At 67.4% G+C, this 24903-nt stretch carries 21 protein-coding genes; 15 read left to right on the top strand and 6 right to left on the bottom strand.

Translation table 11 applies throughout. The features are described 5' to 3' along the window. The first annotated feature begins 338 nt into the window (after positions 1 to 338). Both Q0O97_RS09520 and Q0O97_RS09515 read left to right on the top strand, forming a co-directional pair. Positions 339 to 1043 (top strand): GntR family transcriptional regulator, encoded by a 705-nt coding sequence (locus tag Q0O97_RS09520; RefSeq protein ID WP_294927952.1) that lies wholly within the window; start codon positions 339 to 341, stop codon positions 1041 to 1043. Beyond that, positions 1036 to 2337 carry an FAD-binding oxidoreductase gene (locus Q0O97_RS09515; RefSeq protein WP_294927949.1) on the top strand — a complete coding sequence of 434 codons (1302 nt, stop codon included), beginning with the start codon at positions 1036 to 1038 and terminating at the stop codon, positions 2335 to 2337. The genes Q0O97_RS09520 and Q0O97_RS09515 overlap by 8 nt, the downstream gene beginning before the upstream one ends. Here the strand turns inward: Q0O97_RS09515 and Q0O97_RS09510 are convergent. Continuing rightward, positions 2330 to 3247, bottom strand: a complete 918-nt coding sequence (locus Q0O97_RS09510) for a LysR family transcriptional regulator (protein WP_294927947.1) — start codon at positions 3245 to 3247, stop codon at positions 2330 to 2332. The genes Q0O97_RS09515 and Q0O97_RS09510 overlap by 8 nt on opposite strands. A 118-nt stretch (positions 3248 to 3365) precedes the next feature. On the opposite strand from Q0O97_RS09510, the gene Q0O97_RS09505 reads away from it, so the two are divergent. The 8 genes from Q0O97_RS09505 (at position 3366) to ligD (ending at position 13602) form a co-directional block, all read left to right on the top strand. Then, complete coding sequence (locus tag Q0O97_RS09505; RefSeq protein WP_294927944.1) at positions 3366 to 5567, top strand: thiamine pyrophosphate-dependent enzyme; 2202 nt, start codon at positions 3366 to 3368, stop codon at positions 5565 to 5567. A gap of 43 nt (positions 5568 to 5610) precedes the next feature. Beyond that, complete coding sequence (locus Q0O97_RS09500) at positions 5611 to 6645, top strand: ACP S-malonyltransferase (RefSeq protein WP_294927941.1); 1035 nt, start codon at positions 5611 to 5613, stop codon at positions 6643 to 6645. A 346-nt stretch (positions 6646 to 6991) separates the two neighbouring features. Continuing rightward, on the top strand, positions 6992 to 8026 hold the full coding sequence (locus Q0O97_RS09495) for a glycosyltransferase family 2 protein (RefSeq protein ID WP_294927938.1): 1035 nt from the start codon (positions 6992 to 6994) through the stop codon (positions 8024 to 8026). Continuing rightward, positions 8023 to 9054, top strand: coding sequence for an acyl-CoA dehydrogenase family protein (locus Q0O97_RS09490; RefSeq protein ID WP_294927935.1), 1032 nt, complete (start codon positions 8023 to 8025; stop codon positions 9052 to 9054). The genes Q0O97_RS09495 and Q0O97_RS09490 overlap by 4 nt, the downstream gene beginning before the upstream one ends. Next, entirely contained in the window at positions 9051 to 9740 is a 690-nt protein-coding gene (locus tag Q0O97_RS09485; protein WP_294927933.1) for a PIG-L family deacetylase, read from the top strand. The genes Q0O97_RS09490 and Q0O97_RS09485 overlap by 4 nt, the downstream gene beginning before the upstream one ends. Beyond that, on the top strand, positions 9730 to 10323 hold the full coding sequence (locus Q0O97_RS09480; protein ID WP_294927930.1) for an SAM-dependent methyltransferase: 594 nt from the start codon (positions 9730 to 9732) through the stop codon (positions 10321 to 10323). The genes Q0O97_RS09485 and Q0O97_RS09480 overlap by 11 nt, the downstream gene beginning before the upstream one ends. A 20-nt stretch (positions 10324 to 10343) precedes the next feature. Further along, complete coding sequence (locus tag Q0O97_RS09475) at positions 10344 to 11180, top strand: Ku protein (protein ID WP_294927928.1); 837 nt, start codon at positions 10344 to 10346, stop codon at positions 11178 to 11180. A gap of 1 nt (position 11181) precedes the next feature. After that, positions 11182 to 13602: a DNA ligase D gene (gene ligD, locus Q0O97_RS09470; RefSeq protein ID WP_294927925.1), complete on the top strand. Its 2421-nt coding sequence runs from the start codon at positions 11182 to 11184 to the stop codon at positions 13600 to 13602. Here ligD and Q0O97_RS09465 read toward each other — a convergent pair whose 3' ends face one another. The 3 genes from Q0O97_RS09465 to Q0O97_RS09455 form a co-directional block, all read right to left on the bottom strand. Continuing rightward, positions 13603 to 14400 (bottom strand): Ku protein, encoded by a 798-nt coding sequence (locus tag Q0O97_RS09465; protein WP_294927922.1) that lies wholly within the window; start codon positions 14398 to 14400, stop codon positions 13603 to 13605. Between the two features lie 89 nt (positions 14401 to 14489). Continuing rightward, the gene (locus Q0O97_RS09460; protein ID WP_294927919.1) at positions 14490 to 16892 is read right to left on the bottom strand and encodes a membrane-bound PQQ-dependent dehydrogenase, glucose/quinate/shikimate family; all 2403 of its coding nucleotides are present in this window, start codon (positions 16890 to 16892) and stop codon (positions 14490 to 14492) included. A 325-nt stretch (positions 16893 to 17217) separates the two neighbouring features. Further along, a complete protein-coding gene (locus Q0O97_RS09455) occupies positions 17218 to 17856 on the bottom strand; it encodes a DsbA family protein (protein WP_294927916.1) in 639 nt (212 codons plus the stop codon). Positions 17857 to 18173: 317 nt separating this feature from the next. On the opposite strand from Q0O97_RS09455, the gene Q0O97_RS09450 reads away from it, so the two are divergent. Beyond that, positions 18174 to 18650 (top strand): L,D-transpeptidase, encoded by a 477-nt coding sequence (locus tag Q0O97_RS09450; RefSeq protein ID WP_294928005.1) that lies wholly within the window; start codon positions 18174 to 18176, stop codon positions 18648 to 18650. A 122-nt stretch (positions 18651 to 18772) separates the two neighbouring features. On the opposite strand, the gene Q0O97_RS09445 is transcribed toward Q0O97_RS09450, so the two are convergent. Both Q0O97_RS09445 and Q0O97_RS09440 read right to left on the bottom strand, forming a co-directional pair. Further along, positions 18773 to 20143, bottom strand: coding sequence for a sensor histidine kinase (locus Q0O97_RS09445; RefSeq protein ID WP_294927913.1), 1371 nt, complete (start codon positions 20141 to 20143; stop codon positions 18773 to 18775). Further along, positions 20140 to 20805 (bottom strand): response regulator transcription factor, encoded by a 666-nt coding sequence (locus Q0O97_RS09440; protein WP_294927910.1) that lies wholly within the window; start codon positions 20803 to 20805, stop codon positions 20140 to 20142. The genes Q0O97_RS09445 and Q0O97_RS09440 overlap by 4 nt, the downstream gene beginning before the upstream one ends. Before the next feature lie 97 nt (positions 20806 to 20902). Between Q0O97_RS09440 and dsbD the strand changes: the two genes are divergently transcribed. Genes dsbD through Q0O97_RS09420 form a run of 4 tightly spaced genes read left to right on the top strand, consistent with a single transcriptional unit; the run spans position 20903 to position 24859 of the window. Then, positions 20903 to 22684, top strand: coding sequence for a protein-disulfide reductase DsbD (dsbD, locus tag Q0O97_RS09435; RefSeq protein ID WP_294927907.1), 1782 nt, complete (start codon positions 20903 to 20905; stop codon positions 22682 to 22684). Continuing rightward, positions 22681 to 23478, top strand: a complete 798-nt coding sequence (locus Q0O97_RS09430; protein WP_294927904.1) for a TlpA disulfide reductase family protein — start codon at positions 22681 to 22683, stop codon at positions 23476 to 23478. Before dsbD ends, Q0O97_RS09430 begins: the two co-directional genes overlap by 4 nt. A gap of 2 nt (positions 23479 to 23480) precedes the next feature. Further along, the gene (locus Q0O97_RS09425) at positions 23481 to 24224 is read left to right on the top strand and encodes a L,D-transpeptidase (RefSeq protein WP_294927901.1); all 744 of its coding nucleotides are present in this window, start codon (positions 23481 to 23483) and stop codon (positions 24222 to 24224) included. Continuing rightward, positions 24221 to 24859 carry a DsbA family protein gene (locus Q0O97_RS09420; protein ID WP_294927898.1) on the top strand — a complete coding sequence of 213 codons (639 nt, stop codon included), beginning with the start codon at positions 24221 to 24223 and terminating at the stop codon, positions 24857 to 24859. Before Q0O97_RS09425 ends, Q0O97_RS09420 begins: the two co-directional genes overlap by 4 nt. Positions 24860 to 24903 lie beyond the last annotated feature (44 nt).

Here is a 24903-nt window from a genome sequence, read left to right as displayed (position 1 = left end):
GTTGTTTTTGCGAAGGCCGGCCCTGCAGGCCAGCTTTCATGGTCGTTCAAATCGTGAACCGGCGCATGGCCTGCGGTGATCGCGGCGCCTGCCCCGGTTTCGCAAGTGTCGTTCCGGCTGATTGCCCGCCGAAGCGGCATTACAGTATACCAAACACATATGAGCAAGGAGTGATGATTCCTGCAAGCATTTTTTACCGCAAGCACGTTTCCTTATAATATATAGAAAATAAATGGACTTATTGTCTGATCTGCGGGAGTGATGCCTATTTGTGGATAGATCTTGACAACTTTCAGTATACTAATTCTTATGGCTCGGTAGCATGGACTCAGGATGACATGACCATTTTGGACAAAAGCCAGCCGCCGGATCCTGCCGGCAGGACCGCCAGCCCCCCCTCGGCGGGCGAGGCGGCTTATCTGGGACTTAAGCGGCGCATCCTGCGTCATGAGTTGGAAATGGGGCTGTCCCTGCGCGAAGAGGAAGTCGCCAACTGGTTCAACACCTCGCGCGTTCCCGCACGAGAGGCCCTGCGTCGCCTGGAGCAGGAAGGGTTGGTCGAGCGCAACGGGCGTCGTTACGCGATCCGCAGCTTCAGCTATGATGAAATCGTCATCACCTATCGCCAGCGTGCGGCGCTGGAATTTCTGGCGGTGGAATATGCCGTCCGGTGCGGCGGTGCGGCGCTGGCCCCGGTCGGAGCCATCCTCGAACAGCAGGAGCAGGCGCTGGAAGCCGCGACCCGCTCGGAGTTCAGCCAGTTGGATCGCGCCTTTCACATGGCGCTGGCCGAACTGGGGGGGCAGCCGCTTCTGGTGCAGGAACTGGGCATCATCCTCGACCGCGTTCAGTTGATCCGCACGACCGAACTGCCCCGCGATGCCGGTCCGCGCGGGGCCTATATGGACCATTGCCGCATTTTCGATGCCATCCAGCGCGGACAGGTTCGCATCGCGCAGGCCGAACTCGAATACCATTATACGACGACGGTGAACCTTCATGCCGCGCGTCGCAATGCTCAGTCGGGCGCAGAACATGATTGATTACGGGGCGGATTGCCAGAATCGCTTTCCGTCGCTGTGGTCGGCGACGGCGGTCGAGACCGATCCATCGGTGCCGCTGGACGGCGATGCGCATTGCGATGTTGCGATTGTCGGGGCTGGTTATACGGGGCTGGGCGCTGCCATCGCGTTGCAGCGCAAGGGGGTTTCCACCTGCGTGCTGGACGGGGGATTCCCCGGCTGGGGCGGCTCGGGGCGCAACAGCGGCGCGGTGATCCGGGGCTTCAAGAACAGCCGCAGCGTGCTGGAAAAGGAGTTCGGCAAGGAACATGGCCGGGCGATGGCCGATTTCGGCGCAACCGTCAGCGACGAGGTGTTCGCCCTGATCGACGAGTTCTCGATCGCCTGCGACCTCAAGCGCACGGGCTGGATCTTGCCCGCCCACAACAAGGCCGGTCTTGCCCGCGTCGAGGAACGGGTGCGGCTGTGGACCGAGGACGGCTTCCCCGGCCTGTCGATGATCGGGCGCGACGAGTTGGTGCGCCAATTGGGTTCGCGCCATTACATCGGCGGCATGATCGACCGCGAGGGGGCGTCGCTGAACCCGCTTTCCTACGCGCGGGGGCTTGCGCGCGCGGCGATCTCGCTGGGCGCGCGGGTCCATCGTGAAAGTCCGGTCGTCCGCATCGACGATCAGGGCATGGGCTGGAGCGTCGAGACCCCGCGCGGGACGGTGCGTGCCGAAAAGGTGCTGCTTGCCACGGATGCCTATTCCGCCGGGTTGGAACCCAGCCTGGACCGCAGCACGGCCACCGTGCATACGAATGTGATCGCGACCTGTCCCTTGCCTGCGGATATCGCGGCGACCATCCTGCCGGGCGAACAGGCGGTTTCCGACATACGCCGCATTCTCTATTATTGGCACAAGGATGCGCAGGGGAGGGTGCTGTTCGGCACGCGCGGCAACCTGCGCGGCCCGCGGTCCGCGCGCGATTTCGATCATGTGCAGCAGGCGATGCTGTCGGTTTATCCGCAATTGAAGGGCCAGCCCATCGAATTCCGCTGGTCGGGCAAGGTCGGGCTGACCGGGGATTTCGTGCCCCATGTCAACCAACCCAGGCCGGGGTTGTGGACTTCGCACGGCTATTGCGGACGCGGGGTGGCGATGGCGACGGCCTATGGCAAGCTTGTGGGCCGGGCCATGACGGCCAATCTCGCCATAGCCGACCTGCCGGTGCCGAACGGCCCCGCCCCCGGCCTGCCACCCGAGCCGCTGCGCGGCTTGGGCGTGATTGCGGTGACCAACCTTTACCGCTTGCTGGATGCGGTCAATTAGGGCCTTGTCCAGGGGCGACCGGCTGGGCCTCGGCCATCTGGGCGCCTAGCCAGTCCTGAAAGCCGGAAACCAGCGGGTTGCCGGTTTTCCCATCGGGTACAACGGTATAATAGCACTGGTCGGTGGTCAGCGGACGGTCGGCTACAGGCTGAAGCTGTCCGGCGGCCAGTTCCGTCTCGATCAGGCAAGCGGGCAGCAGCGCCACGCCCAGGCCGGCGATGGCCGCCGAGATCAGCATCGAAAAGCTGTCGAACCGATGACCGTTATAGGCATTCCGGGCCTCGATCCCTTGCAGGTCGAACCATTGCGCCCAGAGGCGAGGCCGGTGGGTGATCTGCAAAAGAGGCAGGGCGGCGACCTCGGCCGGATCACCTGATGCGATGCCGGGGGCGGCGACCGGGATCACCACCTCGTCGCAAAGAAAGGTGCAGCTTGCCTGAGGCCAGCTTGGCCGCCCGAAATGAATCGCGATGTCGAAGGGTTCGACCGCGAAATCGAACGGCGCGGCACGAGAGGCGATGCTGGCCTGAACCCCCGGTTCGCTGGCAAGAAACGCCGGTATCCTGGGGATCAGCCAGCGGCTGCCGAAGGTCGGCAGCGTCGCCACCGACAGAACCCCGGTCAGCCCGCGCGAGCCGAGCGCGCGCAGGGTCATGTCCTCGGCGCGTTCCAGCAATGCGCGGGCATCGGCCAGCAGGCGCTTGCCGTTCTCGGACAGGATGACGCGCTGGCGCACCCTTTCGAACAGTTCGAGGCCAAGCCGGGCCTCCAGTTCCCGGATCTGGCGGCTGACGGCGCTTTGGCTGAGGTTCAGTTCGGTCGCGGCATGGGTGAAGCTTTCATATCGCGCGGCAGCCTCGAATGCCTGAAGCTGGGCAAGGTCCGGGATACGGCTGCGACTAAGGTTCATGACGATTCCGCATCAAGTAACGCTGATATGGCGCAATTCATAGCCGTTTTGATTTGATATGTGCAAGAAGGTGCTGCCGTGCCGGATGCGGCAGGTGGGGATGACATCAGGGGAAGACATGGATCGGTCGGTCATCGTGCATGAGAGTTTCCTGCGCCGGGTCGCGGCGCGCGACTTTCCGCAAGGACGCGCGCCTGCGGGGCCGCTCGGCAACGAACTGGCGGTTTCGCTTTATCGCTCGGGATGCCTGACCCGCGCTCTGGACCGGACCAGCCGTGCGATGCAGGCGGCGGGAACCGGCTTTTATACGATCGGCTCTTCGGGGCATGAGGGGCTTGCCGCCGTCGCCGCGGCCTTGCGGTCGACCGACATGGCCTTCCTGCATTACCGCGACGCGGCCTTCCAGATCCAGCGGGCCGAGCAGGTGCCGGGCCAGTCCATCGCCTGGGACATGCTGCTGTCCTTTGCCTGTTCCTCCGAGGACCCGATCTCGGGCGGGCGGCACAAGGTGCTGGGTTCGAAGGCGCTGTTCATTCCGCCGCAGACCTCGACCATCGCCAGCCATCTGCCCAAGGCGGTCGGCGCCGCCTACGCCATAGGCGCTGCGAAACGCCATAGGCCGGAACATGCCGTCCTGCCCGACGATGGCATCGTGTATTGCAGCTTCGGCGACGCCTCGGCCAACCATTCGACGGCCCAGGGCGCCTTCAATGCCGCACAATGGACATCCTATCAATCCGTTCCGCTGCCCTTGCTGTTCTGCTGCGAGGACAACGGCATCGGGATTTCGACCAAGACGCCGCAGGGCTGGATCGGCGCGACCTTCTCGAACCGACCCGGATTGAAGTATTTCGCCTGTGACGGGCTGGACATCTACGATACCTATGCGACTGCGCTCAAGGCTGCCGATTACGTTCGCACCCGGCGCAAGCCCGCATTCCTTCACATCCGCACCGTGCGGCTTTATGGTCATGCCGGCGCGGACATGCCGACCGCCTACCTGTCAAAGGCCGAGGTCGAAGCGGAAGAGGCCAACGATCCGCTGCTGCACAGCGTGCGCCTGCTGTCCGGGGCCGGGGCGCTGGACCCGGAGGCGGCGCTGGCCATCTACAGGGAAACGGGCGAGCGGGTGAATCGCATCGCGGCAGAGGTGGCGGCTCGGCCCCGCCTGAAGACGGCGGATGAAGTGATGGCGTCCCTGCTGCCGCCCCCACGCGCCTGCCGGGCGACGAACGGCCCCTCGGCCGAGGCGCGGGCGGCAGTCTTTGGCAGCGATGCACGCGCGATGGATGAACCGCAAATCATGTCGCGCCTGATCAACTGGGCCCTGACCGATCTGATGCTGGCGCATCCCGAAATCGTCATGATGGGCGAGGATGTGGGGCGCAAGGGCGGTGTCTATGGCGTGACGCAAAAGCTGATCCAGCGCTTCGGGCCGGACCGGATGATCGACACGCTGCTGGACGAACAGTCGATCCTTGGCCTTGCCATCGGCATGGCCCACAACGGTTTCGTGCCGATGCCCGAGATCCAGTTCCTTGCCTATCTGCACAATGCCGAGGACCAGATCCGGGGCGAGGCGGCGACGCTTTCCTTCTTCTCGGCAGGCCAGTTCACCAACCCCTTGGTGCTGCGTATTGCCGGGCTTGGCTATCAGAAGGGCTTTGGCGGGCATTTCCACAACGACAACTCGGTCGCGGTGCTGCGCGACATTCCGGGCGTCGTCCTTGCCGTGCCGTCGAACGGTGCCGATGCGGCCAGGATGCTGCGCGAATGCGTGCGCCTGGCGCGCGAGGAACAGCGCGTCGTGGCCTTTCTCGAACCGATCGCGCTTTATCCGATGCGCGATCTGCACGTGGACAAGGACGGGCTGTGGATGCGCCGCTATCCCGATCCGGGGGAAAGGATCGCGCTTGGCGAGGTCGGGGTCGACGGCGACGGCACCGATATCGCCATCGTCAGCTTCGGCAATGGCGTCTACCTGAGCCACAAGGCGTTGCCCCGGATCGAGGCGGCGGGCATCAAGGCGCGGATTATCGACATGCGCTGGCTCTCGCCCCTGCCCAAGGAGGCGCTGAGCCAGGCCGTGCGCGGTTGCCGCCATATCCTCGTGGTGGACGAAACGCGGCACTCCGGTGGCGTCGCCGAGGCATTGATGGCGCATTTCCTCGAAACGTCCTGCGCCCGGCTTGCACGGCTGACGGCGCAGGACAGCTTCATTCCGACCGGCCCGGCCTATGCCGCGACGATGCCCTCTGCCGACGGGATCGTCTCCGGGGCGCTGGCCTTGACGGGTGCGCTGAAAAAAGCGGATCGCTGAGCGCCGGGCAAGGCGGGCGAAGGTTTCCGATGAGAAGGAAGACATGAAGACAGCGGTGGTCATCTGCCCCGGACGGGGCACCTATAACGCGGGAGAGCTGGGCTATCTGCATCGGCACTTTCCCGATGCGGCGCTGCTTGCCGAATTCGACGCGCTAAGACGCGAAGCCGGGCAGGAAACGCTGAGCGACCTCGACGGCGCCGCGCGCCTCTCTCTGGCCAGGCATTCGCGGGGTGATAATGCCTCGGGTCTGATCTATGCCGCGACGCTTGGCGATTTTCTGTCCATCGACCACCAGGCGATCCGGGTCGTCGCGGTTACCGGCAATTCGATGGGCTGGTATTCCGCCTTGGCCTGCGGCGGGGCGCTGTCGCCATCGAATGGATTCAGGCTGTCCAATACGATGGGCACCCTGATGCAGAACGCGCTGATCGGCGGGCAGTTGGTCTACCCGTGGATGGACGACGACTGGATTCCGTGCCCGACCCGCAAGCAGGTCTTGCTGGAACTGGTGGATAAGATCGATGGCCGTGCGGAACACCAGCTTCATCTTTCGATCGACCTCGGTGGAATGCTGGTTCTGGCCGGAAACGAACAGGGGTTGAGGGCTTTCGAAGCCTCGGTCCAGCCTGTGCAAGGCCGTTTCCCCATGCGTCTGGGCAATCACGCGGCCTTTCACACGCCGATGCAGGCCCCGGTCGCCGAACAGGGCCGGGCGGTGCTGGGTGGCGATATGTTCGTGCAGCCAAGGCTGCCGATGATCGACGGGCGCGGGACGATCTGGTGGCCCGGATCGACGGATCTGCTGGCGCTTTGGGATTATACGCTGGGTGCGCAGGTCGTCGAAACCTACGGTTTCACGCGCGCGATCACCGTCGCGGCGCAGGAATTCGCGCCCGACCTGTTCATCGTGACCGGCCCCGGCACCACGCTGGGCGGCGCTGTTGCGCAATCGCTCATCCTTGCGAACTGGCGCGGAATGGATGGCAAAGAGGCGTTTCGCGCGGTGCAGGACGAAACGGGACTGCTCATCTCGATGGGAATGGCAGAACAACGTGGCGGCGTGGTGGGCGCATAGCGGCGTCGGGCGAGGGTCACCGCCATGACCGAGCAATTCGACGGCCTCGAAGTTCCGCCAGGACCCGCGTCGATGGATGGCCTCGGCCTTGAACATATGGGGGCGACCGAGGTCCCGATGGGGCCGCGCAAGCCCCGGAATGGGTAGGGGCAGCCACCGTATCAGTTCATATAGGGCCATGCCGGGGATGTCGGATCATGGCGGCAATGTTCGGGGTGCGAGACGTCGCGGGATCGGGCGGCATTCGCGCCCCTCGTCCGCGACAAGGCCCCGCTGGTTTTCGGATACGAGGGAACGAAAGCCGTGAAGCGGTCGTTTCCCGGAACAGAACAGCGAGGGGGCTTTGATGGACGGTTCTTGTATATATCTGCGGCACCATCCTGTCAGCCCGCCGGTCAGCCGCGTCGTCATCGCGATCCCCGTCAGGGACGAAGCCGTGCGCATCGCAAGCCTGCTGAGGGCGCTGACGATCGCCGCCTCGCGCTGTCACCTGCCGGTCGCGGCGGTGGTTCTGGCCAATAACTGCACCGACCGGACGGCTCGCGTCGCGCGGGCGCTGTCATGCCCCTTGCTGCCCGTCGAGGTGCATGAGACCGTCTTTCCCGACGGTCGCGCCAGCGCGGGGCGTGCCCGCCGCGTGGCGATGGAACTTGCGGCGCGGGACGGGGCCTTGCTGCTGACGACCGATGGCGATGCCGTTCCCCGTCCCGGCTGGATTGCCGCCGCCCTGCGCGAGGTGGCGGGCGGGGCCGATCTGGTCTGCGGCACCATCAGCGCGCGGGTGGATCGCGTTCTGGCGACCGCTTCGGGCGCAAGGATCGCGCGGGTCGAAGGCGCTTATGGCGCGCTTGTCCACGAGATCCGCCATTGTCTCGACCGGATGGCGGGGCGGCAGCCGGTTGGGGGGCCGCGCCCGCATTACATGGAATCCGGTGCCTCGCTGGCCATCCGCGCGGATGCGTGGCGCCTTATCGGCGGGTGGCCAGCCGTGGATTCCAGCGAGGACCGGGCATTGGTCCATCGGGCCGAGCGGCATGGCTTGACGGTTCGCTACGCCGGGGACATGCGGGCGCGGGTCTCGGCCCGGCTGCATGGGCGGGCGCAGGGCGGCATGGCCGAATGTCTGCGGCAGCGGATGTGCGAGGGCGATCCCTTGGCCGACCAGGCGATGTTGCCGCTTGCGATGCTGCGCCACCTGTGGGCGCGGGTGATGGCGGGGCACCGCGACCGTTACCCGGATCGCGGGCGGATATGGGGGCTGCGGCTGCGCGCCTCGGATCTTGAACGGGATCTGCCTGAACTGGAGCGTTTCGTCCGGCTGACGGTTCGCCCCGATTTCGCGCGCTGGACGCAGGGCGCCCGGATGAGGGCGGTATCGTGACCCCTGCGGCGCGTGCCGCCGCGCTGATCGCCCGCGCCCCGCAGGGTGGCGAGGACGGCCCGTCCGGCCCCGCGCTGGCCGCGGCCCTGCGCGAAAGCGGGTTGCTGGAGGCCTGCGCATGGCTGGCCCATCATCCGCCCGACCCGCTGGCGCTGCTGGACGCCTTGCAGACCGTCGGTCGTGCGAGCCTGTCGGCGGGCCGCATTTTCGAGGGTCATGTGAACGCGGTCAAGCTGCTGCGCCTGCATGGCGGGCCGCTGGAAGGGCAGGGGCTGCTTCATGGCATCTGGGGCGCGGATGGGCGCGATCCGGTGCGGATCGAGAACGGCATCCTGCGCGGGCAGAAGCTGTTCGCCAGCGGCGCCGACGTGCTGGACCGGATCATCGTCACGGCCAGGGATGCGGACGGGCTGCGCCTTCTGCTGTTCAGCCGCGCGCAGTTGCAAGGCAGGCTGTTCCCGCAGGAATGGCAGGTGTCGGGGATGAAGGCCACGGCCTCGGGGCGGTGCGATCTGGACGGGCTGGCGCTGGCCGATGCCGTCCCGCTGGGACCGCCCGACGCCTGGCTGGCCGAGCCGCATTTTCACGGCGGCGTCTGGCGCTACGGTGCGGTGCAGCTTGGTGCGATGCGGGCGCTGACCGCCATCGCCGCCGATCAGTTGCAGGCCCGCGGGCAGGCGGATGCGCCCTTGCAGGCGGCGCGGCTGCACCGGATGGTCGGCGCCTGCGAAACCGCGCGGCTGTGGCTGGAACAGGCCGCCCGCGCCGTCGAGCGTCCCGAGGCCACGGCGGCGGATGCCGAGGCCGCCATTCTTGCCCGTCTGAGAACCACCGACGAGGCCGCGACGCTGATGGCGGCGGTGGATCAGGCGCTTGGCGCGGCCTCTTTCGCGACGGCCCACCCTGCGGACCGGATCCGGCGCGACCTGAGCCTCTATCTGCGGCAGGCGAACCCGGACGGGCTGATGATGGGCGCGCTTGGCCGCATCCTTGCCGATCCCGACCTGCGGCAGAGGTGGATCGGATGAGTGGGTTTCTGGACGCCGTGGTCCACGCGCCGCGCGTCTCGGTCGAGACATTGCTGGGCGGGCGTCCGCTGGCCGTGCTGGCCCCCCATCCCGATGACGAGACGCTGGGTTGCGGGGCGCTGCTGTTCGACGCCGCCGCGCGGGGCAGCCGCTGCCAGGTCATCTGCGTCACTGACGGCAGCCGCTCGCACCCGCATTCGCGCCGATGGCCAGCGCCGCGGCTGGCAGCGGAACGGCGAGGCGAACTGCGCCGCGCGATGGCGATCCTTGCCCCGCGGGCGCGGATCGACTGGCTGGGCCATCCCGATGGCGCCGCGCCGTCGGATGCAGAGAGCGCCCGCCATGTCTGCGCCCTGCTGCCGGATCGCGCGCTGGTTCTGGCAAGCTGGGCAGGCGATCCGCATGTGGACCATGAAAACGTGGCGCGGCTGGCCCGGCATGTCTCGGCGCATCGCCCCGATATCGCGCTGGCCTTCTATCCGATCTGGGGCCGCTTCGGCGACCGGCCCGCGCCCGTGCGCCTGATCCGTGCCTCGGCTGCCGCGCGCGCCGCCAAGGCCCGCGCGCTGGCCTGCCACCGCACCCAGATGAGCGCGCTGATCGACGACGATGCAGGCGGCTTCGTCATGGAGGACTGGCGGCAGGCGCATTTCCTCGACCATCCGGAGATCGTCATTGCCGCGTAGGGATGTCCTGAACCACCTGTCGCGACTTTATGCCGCCAGCGACGATCCCTGGGACCATCGCTCCAGCCGCTACGAGGCCGGGAAATATGACGCCACCCTTGCCGCCATCGGCGCGGGTCCGTTCGATGCCGCGCTGGAAATAGGCTGCGGCAACGGCACGCTGGCGCGCAGGCTGGCCCCGCGCTGCCGTTCGCTGGTGGCGATGGAATGTATCCCGGCAGCCGCCGCACTGGCCCGGACGGCGCTGTCGGGTTTCGCGCAGGCAAGGGTCGTGCCGGGCACGGCCCCGCAGGATCTGCCAGATATGCGGCCCGATCTGGTGCTGCTGTCCGAGGTGCTGTATTTCCTGACGCCCGCCGACATCCGCGAACTGGGCGAATGGCTGCTGGCCGATGCGACTGGTCCCATCCTGGCCGTCAACTGGACCGGCCCCACGGATGAACCGCTGGACGGTCCCGAAGCCGTCGCATTGCTGGCCCAAACCCTCGGCCCGCCCGCGACCGAGGACCGGGGGCGTTACCGCATCGACCGCTTCGATCCCCGCCGCGCCGGAACAATCCCTGCAGTTGCCGGTTCACCCTGAGACCGGAGAGGGAGGCGGGCGTGGCACCGAGGGCGAATTGGAAAGGGGTTCTGAAGATCGGCGAGGTCGGTTGTCCGGTTGCGCTTTACACTGCCGCCTCGACCTCGGATCGGATCGCCTTTCACACGCTGAACCGCAAGACCGGCCATCGGGTGCGCCGCCTGTTCGTGGACAGCGAGACCGGCAAGCCCGTTGCCCGCGACGATCAGGTCAAGGGATACGAGACCGCGCCGGGCGAATATGTGCTGCTGGAACCCGACGAGATCGCGGCGGCGGTGCCCGACAGCGACAAGGTGCTGGCGGTCGAAGCCTTCATCGGTTGCGGCGATATCGATACCGTCTATTTCGACAAGCCCTATTACCTTGCCCCCGCCGACCGCAGCGCAGGCGAAGCCTTTGCCCTGATCCGCGAGGGGATGCGCGCGCGCCAGGTCGCGGCGCTGGCGCGGACCGTGCTGTTCAGGCGCCTTCGGACGGTGCTGATCCGCGCGCATGGCGACGGGCTGATCGCTGATACGCTGAATTTCGAACATGAGGTCCGGTCCTCGGCCTCGGCCTTCGACGACATTCCCGATCTGAAGATCAAGGGCGAGATGCTGGACCTGGCCCGCCATATCATCGAGACCAAGATGGGCGAATTCGATCCCGGCGCCTTCGACGACCGCTATGACGCTGCGCTGGCCGATCTGGTCAAGGCCAAGATGGAGGGCCGCAAAATCGCCCCGCCCAAGGCCCGCAGGCGCGAAAAGGTGGTCGATCTGATGGAGGCGCTGCGCGAAAGCGCGGGGCTGGACAGGAAGCCGCGCAAGCGGGCGGCGAAGGCGAAACCGGCGGCCAGCCGCAAGAAGGCGGGCTGAGATGGCGACGCTGGAAACCTATCGCCGCAAGCGCGATTTCAGCGCCACCTCGGAACCCAAGGGCCGCAAGTCGCGCAAGGCGGGCAATTCCTTCGTCATCCAGAAACACGCCGCGACGCGGCTGCATTACGACCTGCGGCTGGAAATGGAGGGCGTGCTGAAAAGCTGGGCGGTGACGCGCGGTCCCAGCCTGGTTCCCGGCGACAAGCGCCTTGCCGTCCATGTCGAGGACCACCCGCTAAGCTATGGCGGCTTCGAGGGCACCATCCCCAAGGGCCAATATGGCGCGGGTGCGGTGATCGTCTGGGATCGCGGCTCATGGGTTCCGACCGGTGATCCGGCGCGCGGCTATGCCAAGGGGCATCTGGAATTCGAGCTGAAGGGCGAAAAGCTGTCTGGCCGCTGGCATCTGGTGCGGATGCAGGGCAAACCCGGCGAGAAGCGCGAGAACTGGCTGCTGATCAAGGGCGATGATGCGTTTGCCCGCGGCAAGGGCGATCCCGATATCCTTGAGGAACGGCCCGAATCGGTAATCAGCGGGCAAGGGGTCGGCGATCTTGCGCCGGGCAAGGCGGGCAAGAAGGCCGCCGCGAAACCGCGCGGCAGGAAGGCCGCGCTGCCGGATTTCGTGGCCCCCGCCTTGGCCAGCCTGCGCGCCGCACCGCCTGCGGGTCAGGAATGGCTGCACGAGGTCAAGTTCGACGGCTACCGCCTGCAAGCCCGGATCGAGGGGGGTAAGGCACGGCTTCTGACCCGCAGCGGGCAGGACTGGACCGACAGGTTCGGCGCCGCCGTGGTCGATGCCCTGCGCGCCCTGCCGGTCCGGACCGCGCTCCTGGACGGGGAACTGGTGGTCGAAAGCGGCAACGGCGCCTCGGATTTCTCGGCGCTTCAGGCGGACCTGAGCGCGGGGCGCGACGACCGATTCGTGTTTTACCTGTTCGACCTGCTTCATCTGGACGGATACGATCTGCGCGCCCTGCCGCTGACGCAGCGCAAGGCGATGCTGGAAAACCTGCTGGCCCCGGCATCCGGCCCGCTGCGCTACAGCGGCCATTTCCCCGAAAGCGGCGCGCTGGTCCTGCGCCATGCCTGCCGCCTTGCGCTCGAGGGGATCGTCTCGAAACGCGCCGATGCGCCCTATCGTTCGGGACGGGGCAGGTCATGGATCAAGTCGAAATGCTCGGCCCGGCAGGAATTCGTGGTGGGGGGCTATGTGCCCTCGACCGTGACCGAGGGCGCCATCGGCTCGCTGGTGCTGGGCGTCCATCGGGACGGCGCGCTGGAACATGTGGGCCGCGTCGGCACCGGCTTTACGGCGGATGTGGCAAGGGACCTGTTCGCCCGGCTGGAGGCGTTGCGCCAGAAGGCCAGCCCCTTCGCGCAGCCGCTGAGCGGGACGCAGGCGCGCAAGGTCCGCTATACCCGCCCCGAACTGGTGGCCGAGGTCGAGTTCCGCGCCTGGACCGCCGACGGCAACCTGCGCCATGCCTCGTTCCGCGGCCTGCGCGAGGACAAGCCCGCCAAGGAAATCATCCGCGAAAGCGCGGCCTCTGCGCCCCGTCCGCCGCGCCGCCGCGTCGCGCTGACCCATCCCGACCGCCTCTATTGGCCGGACGAAGGGATCACCAAGGAAGGGCTGGCCGATTACCATGCCGGGATCTTGCCCCGGATCGCGCCCTTCATCGTGGGCCGTCCGCTGGCGCTGCTGCGCTGCCCCACGGGCATCACCGGGCCGAGATTCTTCCAGAAACACGTCTGGAAGGGCATGAGCAGGCATATCGTCCCGATCCGCGACCCAAAGGACAAGCAGGGCGAGCCGCTGATTTCCATCGAGGACCTGGACGGGCTGATGGGGCTGGTGCAATCCGCCGCGCTGGAGATCCACCCCTGGGGCGCGGCGGTGGCGGATTGGGAGCGTCCCGACCTGATCACGATGGACCTCGATCCCGGCGAGGGCGTCGAATGGACGGCGGTGATCGAGGCCGCGCAAGAGGTGCGGCAGCGGCTTGAGGATGCGGGGCTGGCGGCTTTCGTCAAGACCTCGGGCGGCAAGGGGCTGCATGTCGTCGCGCCGCTGAAGCCCAAGGCGGGCTGGCCGACGGTCAAGGCATTCGCCAAGTCTGTGGCCGAGGACATGGCAAAGGACAGCCCCCGGCTTTACGTCTCGACCGTCGCCAAGGCCAAGCGGCGGGGCAGGATCCTGATCGACTGGCTGCGCAACCAGCGCGGCGCGACGGCGGTGGCCCCCTGGTCGCCCCGCGCCCGTCCCGGCGCGGCGGTGTCGATGCCGCTGGCATGGGAGGAACTGGACCCCGCCGTCGGCCCGGCCCATTTCACGGTGACGAACGCGCCCGCCCGGCTGGCGCAAGCCGATCCGTGGCAGGATTTCCGCAAGGCCGGGGCGGCCCTGAAGGCGTGATCATTTCCGCTCGGACCGGATGCTCTTGCGCAATGCGTCCATGATGTCGATGACATTGCCGCCCTCGGCCCCCTTTTCGGGCGCCCTGGCCCGAACCCGGCGCTTGGGGCTTTTCTTCTTGGCCGCGATGATGTCCAGAAGCCGCGCCTGCACCGGGTCATCGACCATCGAGGGGTCCCAGGGCACCGTGCGCTCGTCGATCAGTTTGCGCATCAGCGTCATCAGCCGGGCTTGCGGCTTTTCGGGCGGCAGGGCGCCGAAATAATCGGCCTCGTCGCGCACCTCGTCGCCATAGCGCAGCGTCCAGAGCGTGATGCCCTTGCCGCGCGGCTCCAGCATGACCGCCCGTTCGCGGCGATACATCACCAGCCGCGAGATGCCGACCGTCTTCGTCCGCGCCATCGCGTCGCGGATGACGGCGAAGGCCTCGGTCCCGATCCTGTCGGCGGGGGACAGGTAATGGGGCTGGTCCAGCCAGACCCAGCCGATGGAATCGGCGGGCACGAACATGTCGATGTCGATGGTGCGGGTGCTGTCCAGCGCAACGGAATCGATTTCCTCGTCTTCCAGGATGACGTGATCGTCCTCGCCCCGCGGATAGCCCTTGACCTCGTCCTCCTCGGCGACCGGCTTGCCCGAGACGGCATCGACATATTGGCTGGCGACGCGGTTGCCGGTGCGGGCGTTCAGCGTGTGGAAGCGGACCTTCCCGGCATCGCTGGTCGCCGGCATCATGGACACCGGGCAGGTGACCAGCGACAGCTTGAGATAGCCTTTCCAGTAGGATCGCGGTGCCATTCGGCGGACTCCTTGACGGCGCAGGAAGGAAACGGGGGGCGCAGCCGATGGTTCCGCCGGACCCCACAGGGTGGGCCCGGCGGTGTTCCCTATGTTTCCTCGGGCAGGGCATAGGCGATGAAGTAATCGCCGATGGGCGTTTCCATGAAGGTATGGCCGCCTGCGTTGATGACCAGGTATTGGCGCCCGTTGGCTTCGTATACGGCGGGGCCTGCCTGACCGCCTGCGGGCAGGACGTCGCTCCACAGCTCTTTACCCGTTTCGATGTCGATGGCGCGGATCAGGTCGTCGGTCGTCGCGGCGATGAAGATCAGCCCCGAACCCGTCACCACCGCGCCGCCGTTGTTGGGCGTGCCGATGCTGAAAGGCAGGCGCGAAGGGATGCCCCAAGGCCCGTCCCCGCGCGCGGTTCCGAAGGGCTTGTCCCACAGAACGTCCCGCGTTTGCAGGTCCACGGCCATGATGCCCCCATAGGGGGGCTGGGTGCAGAGCAGCCCGGTGAAGGGCACGCGCCAGCCCGCGTTCACCTCGATCCCGTAAGGCGTGTCGGCCTGGGGCGAGACGTCCTCGGGGCTGTTGTCCTCCCATCCCGGTTCGTCGATGGGAACGACGCCATATTCGTCCACCTGTTCGCGCGGCACCAGCCGGGTGCGGTTGGCGGTGATGTTGTAATTGGCGACCATGATCCCGCGCCCCGGATCGACCGCAACCCCGCCCCAGTCCGAGCCGCCGTTATAGCCGGGAAACTGGATCCACCAATCGGTTCCGGGGGGCGTATAGATGCCGTCGTAGCGGCTTTGGTGATACTGGATACGGCAGAAAAGCTGATCCAGCGGCGTCATGCCCCACATGTGGCGTTCCTCGATATCGGGCTTCAACAGGTTGGGGAAGTCCGTGACGAAGGGCTGGGTCGGCGACAGCCGGTCCGGCTCGACCCCGCCTTGCGGAACGGGACGGTCCTCGACCTCGACCAGCAATTCGCCGTTGCGGCGGTCGAAGACCCAGAACATGGATTGCTTGGTGGGCAGGATCAGCGCCGGAACCGGGCCGTCCGGGGTCGGAAAGTCGATCAGCGTGCCCTGCGAGCCGAGGTCGTAATCCCAGATGTCATAGCGCACGGTCTGGTAGTGCCAGGCGACTTCGCCGGTGGTCACGTCCAGCGCCACCAGCGCGGTGGAATATTCGTTCTCGGCGTCCGAGCGGTCGCCGCCCCAGTAATCCACCGCCGAATTGCCATGCGGCAGATAGACCAGCCCCAACTCGTCGTCGCCCGAGGCGATGGTCCAGACATTGGGCGTGCCGCGCGTATAGGTCTCGCCCTCGGGTGGCGGGCCGGTTTCACCGGGGCGGCCCATGTCCCATGCCCACAGCATTTCACCCGTCACCGCGTCATAGCCCCGCACCACGCCCGAAGGCGCGTTGCGCCGCTGCCCGTCGCGGACCTGCGAATGCACGACCGCGACATTGCGCACGATGGTCGGCGGCGAGGTCGGCGCATACCAGCTTGGCGCGGTGTGGCCGATGCCTTCCTCCAGATCGACGGTGCCGCCATTGCCGAAACCCTCGCAAAGCTGGCCGGTCTGCACGTCCACCGCCAAGAGCCGGGCGTCCAGCGTGTTCATCAGCACGCGCCGGGCGCAGGGTTCGCCTTCGGCGACGTCGGGGGCGTCGTAATAGGCCAGCCCGCGGCAGGTCGCGTTATAGGGGATCGCATCGGTCGAAACGCCCGGATCGTGACGCCATATCTCGGACCCCGTGGCGGCGTCCAGCGCGATGACCTGATTCATCGCCGAGCAGACCAGCAGCCGGTCGCCGATCTTCAGCGGCGTGTTCTGGTTCGAAAAACGCTCGTCCTCTTCGGGCATGTCGCCGGTGCGGAACTCCCACACCCGTTCCAGATCGCCGACATTGGCGGGGGTGATCTGCTCAAGCGGGGAAAAGCGTGTGGCGTGATGGGTGCCGCCATAGGCGGGCCAGTCGGCGCCGGTTTGCGCAGGCCCGGCGTTTTGCGCGGCGGGGGCATCGCGACCCTGCTGGGCAAGGGCGGCGATGTCGGTCCGTGTCGCCAGCAATGCGCCCGATGCCAGAGCCGCCGCGAACCCCGCGATGCCGCCTGCCGCGCGGCGCAGGCCCGGCGTGCCGCCGCGCAGGACGGGCAGGCTCAGCAGGACCAGCACCAGCACGACCGTCGGCGCGACCAGCCGGGGGACCAGCGCCCAACCGTCCAGGCCCGCCTCCCACAAGGCCCAGATCAGGGTGCCCGCGAAGGTCGGCAGATAGACCCACAGCGCGGTGATCGAGCGGCGAAACAGGAACCATGCCGTCGCCAGCAGGCCAAGCCCGGCAAAGAGGTAATACCACGATCCGCCCAAGGCGATCAGCCATGCGCCGCCCCCCAGGATCGGTGCGCCGAAAAGGACCAGAACGGCCCCCAGAAGCATCGTCAGGCGGTCGCCCCAGCGGTGGGTTCCGGTCGGTCTGGCGGGTGTCATGGCGCTTCCTCCCTGCTGTCTGCCCTGCCTTTCCAACAGGGAAAGCGCGCAGATGTTCCTGAATCCGCCCCTGCGCCCTGATGGTTGCCCGTCGCTTATTGCGTCAGCCAGACAACCGTCGCCGGGGCCGCCGCTAGGATGGTCAGGCCATATGAAACGGGCATGATCACGGGTCGGCAAACGAAAGAGGGAGGGGTGTTGACCACCGTTCGAGCTGGCAAATCCACCTGCAGCGGGAGCCGATTAACCCGGATGTCTGGGTGTCGGACCATGCAAGACCGGGATGGCCCTTTTCGCCGGTTCAATCCGTTTGGCCGAAGGCGACCTACGAACGGCTGCGGCGCACGTCCGCGATCATCGACCGCAACTCGTCCAGCGATTGCCTGCCGAAGGCGCCGAGGTCCCCGGCGATGAAGGTGGGCGTTCCGGCCAGCCCCATGTTTTCGGCCAGAATCCAGGAATGTTCGATCTGTCGGCCGATTTCGACGTCGTCCATATCCCCACGCAGGCGGTCCATGTCCAGCCCGACCGCCGCGGCGACCTGCATGGCGCTCTTGTCGTCGGCCTCGCCTTCGATGCTCATCAGCCCGGCATGGAATTGCCAGAACTTCCCCTGCCGCAACGAGGCCAGCGAGGCGCGGGCGCAGTAGAGCGAGGCCGCGCCGAACACCGGCCATTCCCGCAGCACGACCCGCAGATCAGGATCCTCGGTGATCAGCCGGTGGATGTCGGGGACCGATGCGCGGCAATAGGGACAGTTGTAGTCGAAGAACTCGGTCAGCGTGACATCGCCCGAGGCGTTGCCGAGGACCGCGCCGAGCTGTTCATGCTCAAGGGCCTGGCGCAGGTCCGGGGGCATCGGATTGTCCTGCGCCTGCGCGGAAATTCCGCTTGCCGCCAGCGCGCCCGCGGCGATACCGACCTGCAGGAAGCGCCGGCGGCCGGGATGGGGTCTTTGTGCCATGAACCTGTCCTTTCTCGGATCTGCCGCGCACCGATATGCGTTGCGGCTTAACCCAACCTTAAGGGGCCGCCTTGCCCATGCCTGCCTTAAGCTGGGCTTAAGCTTGCGGGGCCATTGGCGATGCGCGGGCACCTTGCCCATGAACGACTGGAGCATGAGACATGGACAAACCTCGCCACCCACGCCTGACCGGGCCGCGAAAACATGCTGCCGCTTCCGGCGGCGGGAGGCGTGCTTTTCTGGGCGGATTGCTGGCGGGCGGATTGGTCTTGCCGCGCATTGCATCCGGGCAGGATCTGGATTGGAACGCCGACCCGATGCCGGGCGCACAGCGCAATATATCGTCCTTCAGGGCCCTTGACTGGAGAGATTTCCATCCGACCCTTGGCAAGGGTGTGATCCTCGCGGATGTATCCTCGCGTGCGTTGCATTTCTGGTCCGGTGACGAAAGCATCTATCTGGTCTTTCCGTCCTCGATCCCGATGTCCGAGGAACTGACCAGGCGCGGCAAGACCGAAGTCGTGCGCAAGGCCGAGCGCCCGTCCTGGACCCCGACCCCCAGCATGCGCGAACGCGATCCGTCCTTGCCGCAGCGGGTCGAGGGCGGGGCAGCGGACAACCCCCTGGGCATCCATGCGCTTTACCTGTCCTGGCCTGCCTATCTGATCCACGGCACCCATGACACGCGCAAGATCGGCCGCAAGTCGTCCAGCGGTTGTTACGGGCTTTACAACGAACATATCGCCCGGCTCTATCCGCTGGTCGAGGTGGGAACGCAGGTGACCATCTTCTGAGGAACGCGGGGCGCGGTTCGGCCCTGCAATTCGTCGAATGGGCGGCGCCCCGGCCATGCGCATGACCGGGGCAGCCGGGGCAGGGCGCTATGCGAAGCGTCCGGGATATTGTGGTTCTGTCGCTACGCCGTCGATGCCGCTGGCTCGCCCGGCAGGATGATTTCGGCATGTTCGCCGCCGCCGTCGCGGGGTGTCAGGCGCAGTTCCCCGCCCAGGGCCTCGACCGCTGCGGCGGTGATGGAAAGGCCCAACCCGCTGCCGCCGCCCGAGGGGCTGGCGCTGCCGCGATAGAAACGCTCGGTGACATGGGGGCGGTCGGCCTCGCTGATGCCGGGGCCGCGGTCAAGCACGCTGAAGCGCACCCTGCCGCCGTCGCGCGCCAGCCGCGCCTCGACGGTGGCGCCGGCGGGCGATGCGAGGATGGCGTTTTCCAGCAGGTTGCGCAGCGCCGGGGCCAGCAGCGCCGCCTGCGTGCTGCGCCATTCGGCCCCGCCGGTTTCCAGCCGCAGGGTGACGCCCCGCGCCCCGGCCAGCCCGCCAAGCGCCCCGGCCACATCGGTCAGGATCTTCGCGCCGTCCTCGGCCGGGGCGGTGCTGTCGATGGGGTTTTCGGTCGCGGTCATGTCCAGAAGCTGGCGCACCATGCGGTCGGTGCGGTCCACGCCCTGCGCAATCTGAGCCAGCGCCCGCTCGCGCGTCGCGGCATCAGGGGCCAGCGTCGCGATCTGCGCCTGCGTCTTCAGCCCGGCCAGCGGGGTCTTCAGTTCATGGGCAGCGAAGGCGGTGAAGCTGCGCTCACGGTCGCGCAGGCCCTCGACGCGATGGAAAAGGCCGTTCAGCGCCTCGATCATCGGGCGCAGTTCCGCGGGCGCGCGGGTTTCCCCCAGGGGACTGAGGTCGGTCGCCGGGCGGCGCGACAACGCCTGTGCCAGCCGGTCCATCGGCGCCAGCCCGCCGCGCACGGCCAGCCAGATCAGCGCCGCCAGCAACGGCAGGATCAGCATCGCCGGGGCCAGCAACCCCATCGCCACCCCATGCACCAGCCGTTCGCGCATGAAACGCGCATCGCCGACCATGACACGGATGCCCAGGTCCGCATCGACATGGGTATAGACGCGCCAGACCTCGCCATCGACCTCGCGCTCGCTGAAGCCTTCCTGCTCGGCCAGTTGCCCGGTTGGCGCGCCGTCGGATTCGCTTTTGAGCTGGCCGTCGAAACCCCAGACCTGGCAGATCAACTGGCGGGCGAAGTCGTGGCGGCTGTCGGGCAGGGCAGGGGCGTCACCCACCAGCGCGGCGGCGTCCGGCCCGGCGATCCCGCCATTGCGCCGGATCAGCGAAGCCACCATCTGCGCCGATTCCTGCAAGCGCCGGTCCAGCACATGGCCGACCTCGGTGCGGGTGGAATGCTGGATCCAGATGACGGCGCAGAGCCAGATCACCCCGGTCCCGGCCAGCAGGATGACGAGCAGCCGTTTGCGGATAGAACTCATGGACCTCCCTCCGCCAGCCGATAGCCCGCCCCCCGCACGGTGTCGATGAAGGTGCGGCCCAGCTTGGCGCGCAGGTGGTGGATATGGACCTCGACGGTATTGCTTTCGACATCCTCCTGCCAGCCGTAGAGCCGTTCTTCCAACTGCGTCTTGGACAGGATCCGGCCCGGATGCTCGGCCAGCGCGTGCAGGATGGCGAATTCGCGGCGCGAAAAGCGCAGCTCGCGCTCCCCGATGCGCCCGGACTGCGTCGCCGGGTCCAGCCGCAGCCCGTTCCACTCGATCACCGCCGCGGCGCGGCCTTCCTGCCGGCGCAGCATGGCGCGCAGCCGCGCGGCGAGTTCGTCCAGATCGAAGGGCTTGCCCAGATAGTCGTCCGCCCCCGCGTCCAGACCCAGCACACGGTCGCGCACCCGGTCGCGGGCGGTCAGCAGCAGGACCGGCAGCTTCGATCCCGCCCCGCGCAACTCGGCCAGCAGGTCCAGCCCCGAGCCGTCTGGCAGCATGATGTCCAGGACGACCCCCGCAAAGCCGCCCGCCTCCACCGCCGCGCGGGCATCGGCAAGGGTGCCGACCGCATCGGCGGTAAAGCCCGACAGGCCCAGCCCAACGGCGATCCCGTCGGACAGGACCGGGTCGTCCTCGACAATCAGCAGGCGCATGGCGTGTTTCCTTTGGATTGCTCGATCACGCTTTCCTCTGTCAAGCTTAAGCTGGGCTTAAGGTGGCGTCTCTAGCCAGCCGGGCATGATGACGAGAATGTTTGCCCCCCTGATCGCGGCCCTGTTGCTGCTTGCCGGTTTCCTGACGGGGGCGCAGGCGCAGCCCCTGCAACCCGAGGACGCCTTTGTGTTCAGCGTCAAGCGCGAGGACGACGCGCTGATCCTGAACTGGCGCATCGCCGATGGCTATTATCTCTATCGCAGCACCTTCGCAGCGGATGCCGGGGGCCAGAGCCTGCCGTTGTCCCTGCCCGAGGGCGAGATCTATGAAGATCCCTATTTCGGCGAGGGCCAGATCTATCGCGGCGAGGTCACGGCAAGGCTGGAGAATGCGGGCCAGCCGGTCACCCTGCATTGGCAGGGCTGCCAGCAGGACGGTATCTGCTATGCGCCGCAAAGCGTGCGGCTGGACGCGGATGGCGGGGTGCTGGCGGATGGCGCCGCCGCCAGCGGTTCGGGCTGGAGTCCGCAGGTCGCGGATTCGGCCACGTCAAGCGACACGGCGGGCGCGGCCTCGGGGCTGACCTTGGCAGAGGATGAGGGGCTGGTGCAGGGGCTGGCCGCGCGCGGCGGCGGGGTGCTGGTGGTCGCGGGCTTCCTCGGCTTTGGCCTGCTGCTGGCCTTCACCCCTTGCGTCTTTCCGATGTTTCCCATCGTCGCGGGCATGCTGGCCCGGCAGGGCGAGGCGCTGACCGCAAGGCGCGGGCTGCTGCTGACCGGGGCCTATGTGCTGGCGATGGCGGCGGCGTTCGGGTTGCTGGGCATCGCCGCGGCATGGTCCGGCGCGAATTTGCAGATGGCATTGCAATCACCTGCAGCCATCGGCGTGATCGCAGCCATCTTCGTGCTGCTGGCTCTGTCGATGTTCGGTTTCTACGAATTGCAGATGCCGCTGGCCCTGCAAAACCGCCTTGGCCGGGTGGCGGGCAAGCGCGGCTCGCTTGGCGGTGCGATGGTGCTCGGCTTTACCTCGGCGCTGATCGTCGGACCTTGCGTGACCGCGCCGTTGGCCGGGGCGCTGATCTATATCGCGCAGACCGGCGACGTGATGCTGGGGGCGGCGGCGCTGTTCGCGCTTGGGCTGGGGCAGGGGGTGCCGCTGCTGGCCATCGGCATTTTCGGCCCGCGCATCCTGCCCCGTGGCGGCGGCTGGATGGAGGGCGCGAAGCGGGCCTTCGGCGTGATCTTCCTGGGCTTCGCGATCTGGTTGGCGGGGCGGGTGCTGCCGGGGCCGGTTACGCTGGCGCTGTGGGCCGTGCTGCTGGTCGGAACGGCGGTCTTCCTGGGTGCGCTGGACCGGCTGGAGGGCGATGCGTCCCGCAACCGCAGACTTGGTGCGGCGCTTGGCATTCTGCTGCTGTTCACCGGGCTGTTGCAGGGCTTCGGCGCGGCGCTTGGGGCGCATGATCCGCTGCGCCCGCTGGCGCCGCTGGCAGGCGGCGCTGCCCCTGCGCAGGCGCAGGCGCAATTCGCCGAGGTCACGACGCGGGCCGGGCTGGAGCAGGCGCTGGCACAGGCGGACGGCAGGCGGGCGCTGCTCTATCTTACCGCCGACTGGTGCGTGACCTGCCGCGCCATCGAGCGCGGTCCGCTGACCGACCCGGCGGTCCATGCCGCGCTGGCCGATATGGCGGCGATCAAGCTGGATGTCAGTGACTTCAATGCCGAGGCGCAGGCGCTGATGCAGGATCTGGCCGCAATGGGGCCGCCCACGATGATCTTTCTCGACGCCGCGCGCGCCGAGGCCGCAGGCAGCCGGTTGATCGGCGAGATGGACAGCGCGGCGCTGCTGGCCTCGATCGGCAAGGTCAGCCCATGAACGCGATCTCGATTGGCCCGCTGGTCTTCGACGGTGCGCGTTTCGCCGCAGTCGTGGGCCTGCTGCTGTTCTTCGCCGTGACCGAAATCATGGCACGACTGCAAAAGAGCGATGCGGCCCGTTGGGCGGGCGTTGCCGTGCTGGCCTGGATCGCCGCCGCGCGCGTGGGCTTCGTCGCCGCGAACTGGCCCGCCTTCGCCGCCCATCCGCTGGACGCCCTGAAGCTGTGGCAGGGCGGCTTCCTGCCCACTGCGGGTTGGGCCGGAGGCGCCGCCGTCCTGTTGGCGGCGTGGCGTCGGGAACGGGCCGCGCTTGTCCCGCTGGCGCTTGGCGGCGTGGTGGCGCTGATCGCGTATCAGGCCGTCACCGTCACGCTGACGCGCCCGGCGGTCATGATCCCCGACATGCAACTGATCGCGCTGGACGGCAGCGGGGTGCAACTGGCCGGGCGCGACCGGGCGGTGGTGCTGAACCTCTGGGCGACATGGTGCCCGCCCTGCCGGCGCGAGATGCCGATGATGACCGAACTGGCCGCCAATACGCCCGGCGTGGATTTCGTCTTTGCCAATCAGGGCGAGGATGCCGGGCAGGTCCTGGCCTTCCTGGAAGCCGAAGGCCTGCCTGCCGAGGGCATGATCCGCGATCCGCGAAACCGGCTGATGGCGGAACTGGACGCCATCGGCCTGCCTGCGACGCTGGTTTTCGATGCGAAGGGCCGGATGGTCGCGGCGCATACGGGCGAGATCTCTCGCGCCGCCCTGACCCGGATGATCGCGCAAGCGACAGGAGAATGAAGATGAACCCGATACGAACCACATTGGCGGGTGCGGCGCTGCTGACGCTGGCGGCCTGCGCCTCGACCGAACCGGCGGCCCCCGCCGATCCGCCCCCGCCCGCCGTCAGCCCCGAGGTCGCCGCGATCTATGGCGCGATGGACGACAACGGCCACCATATCCCTGCCGTCGATCCCAACCTTCTGACCGGGGACAAGGCGCGGCGGGTGGTGGATTACTGGACGGATGAGAAACCCGGCACGATCATCGTCGATCCCCATGCGCGCTACCTTTATCAGGTGCAGCGCGGCAACAAGGCCATGCGCTATACGGTGGCGGTGGGTGCGGCGGGCTACGGCTTTACCGGCGAGGCGCATATCCCCTATCAGCGCGACTGGCCAAGCTGGAAGCCCACCGACAACATGGTCGCGACCCAGCCCGAGCTTTACGGCCCGGTCGAGGCCGGGCTGGAAGGCGGTCCCGACAACCCGATGGGCGCCCGCGCGCTTTATCTGCACAACAGCGGGGGCGATACCTTCTATCGCATCCACGGCACGATGGACCCGGCCTCGATCGGGCGCTCGGACACGGCGGGCTGCATTCGGCTGTTCAATCAGGACATCATTCATCTGGCCGAACAGACCGGCAGCATGACCAGGGTGATCGTGCTGAGCGAGGCGGAATCGGGCAAGGGCACCGTGCCGCCCGGCCAGCCGCTGCCGCAACCAGCCATGATACCCGCCAGCCAGACAGGAGGAACGACATGACCATCACCCGGCGCGAGATTCTTGCCCTTACCGCCGGGGCCGGGCTTGCGGGCATCGCAGGCGGGGCGGTGCTGTGGACCAGGGGCGGCGGAACCGAGACGGCGGAAATGACCATCAAGGACGTGCTGCACGACCCCGACAACCCGGTTCTGGGCAATCCCGAGGGCGCGCTGACCATCGTCGAATATTTCGATTACCAATGCCCCTACTGCAAGATGGGCCATTCGATGCTGACCGACGTGGTCGAGGAGGACGGCGATATCAGGCTGGTGATGAAGGATTGGCCGATCTTCGGCGGGTCCTCGGTTCTTGCCAGCCAGTTGGTTTTCGGCGCGGCATCATTGGGGGCTTACGAACAGGCCCATGAGGCGCTGATGGCGACCCAGGCGCGGCTGACCGAGGATCAGGTCCGGCAGGTCCTGCGGGGCGGCGGCATCGACACCGCCGCCGCGCTGGCCGCCTATCGCGCCGAACGCGGCAAATGGGACGGGCTTCTGGGGCGCAACTCGGCGCAGGCCGCCGAACTGGGTTTGCAGGGCACGCCCGCCTTCATCATCGGCGCCCGCATCCATCCCGGCGCGCTGGACGAGACCCGCCTGCGCAGCGCCATCGCCGAGGCGCGGCGGGCGGCGTGAAGCCGGAAGCCCCCGCCGTCACTTCCCAAGCAGCCCCTGCCGGG

Source organism: uncultured Paracoccus sp. (assembly GCF_945915435.1).
In the GTDB taxonomy this organism is placed as follows: domain Bacteria; phylum Pseudomonadota; class Alphaproteobacteria; order Rhodobacterales; family Rhodobacteraceae; genus Paracoccus.
This window is presented reverse-complemented; position numbering and strand designations above follow the sequence as displayed.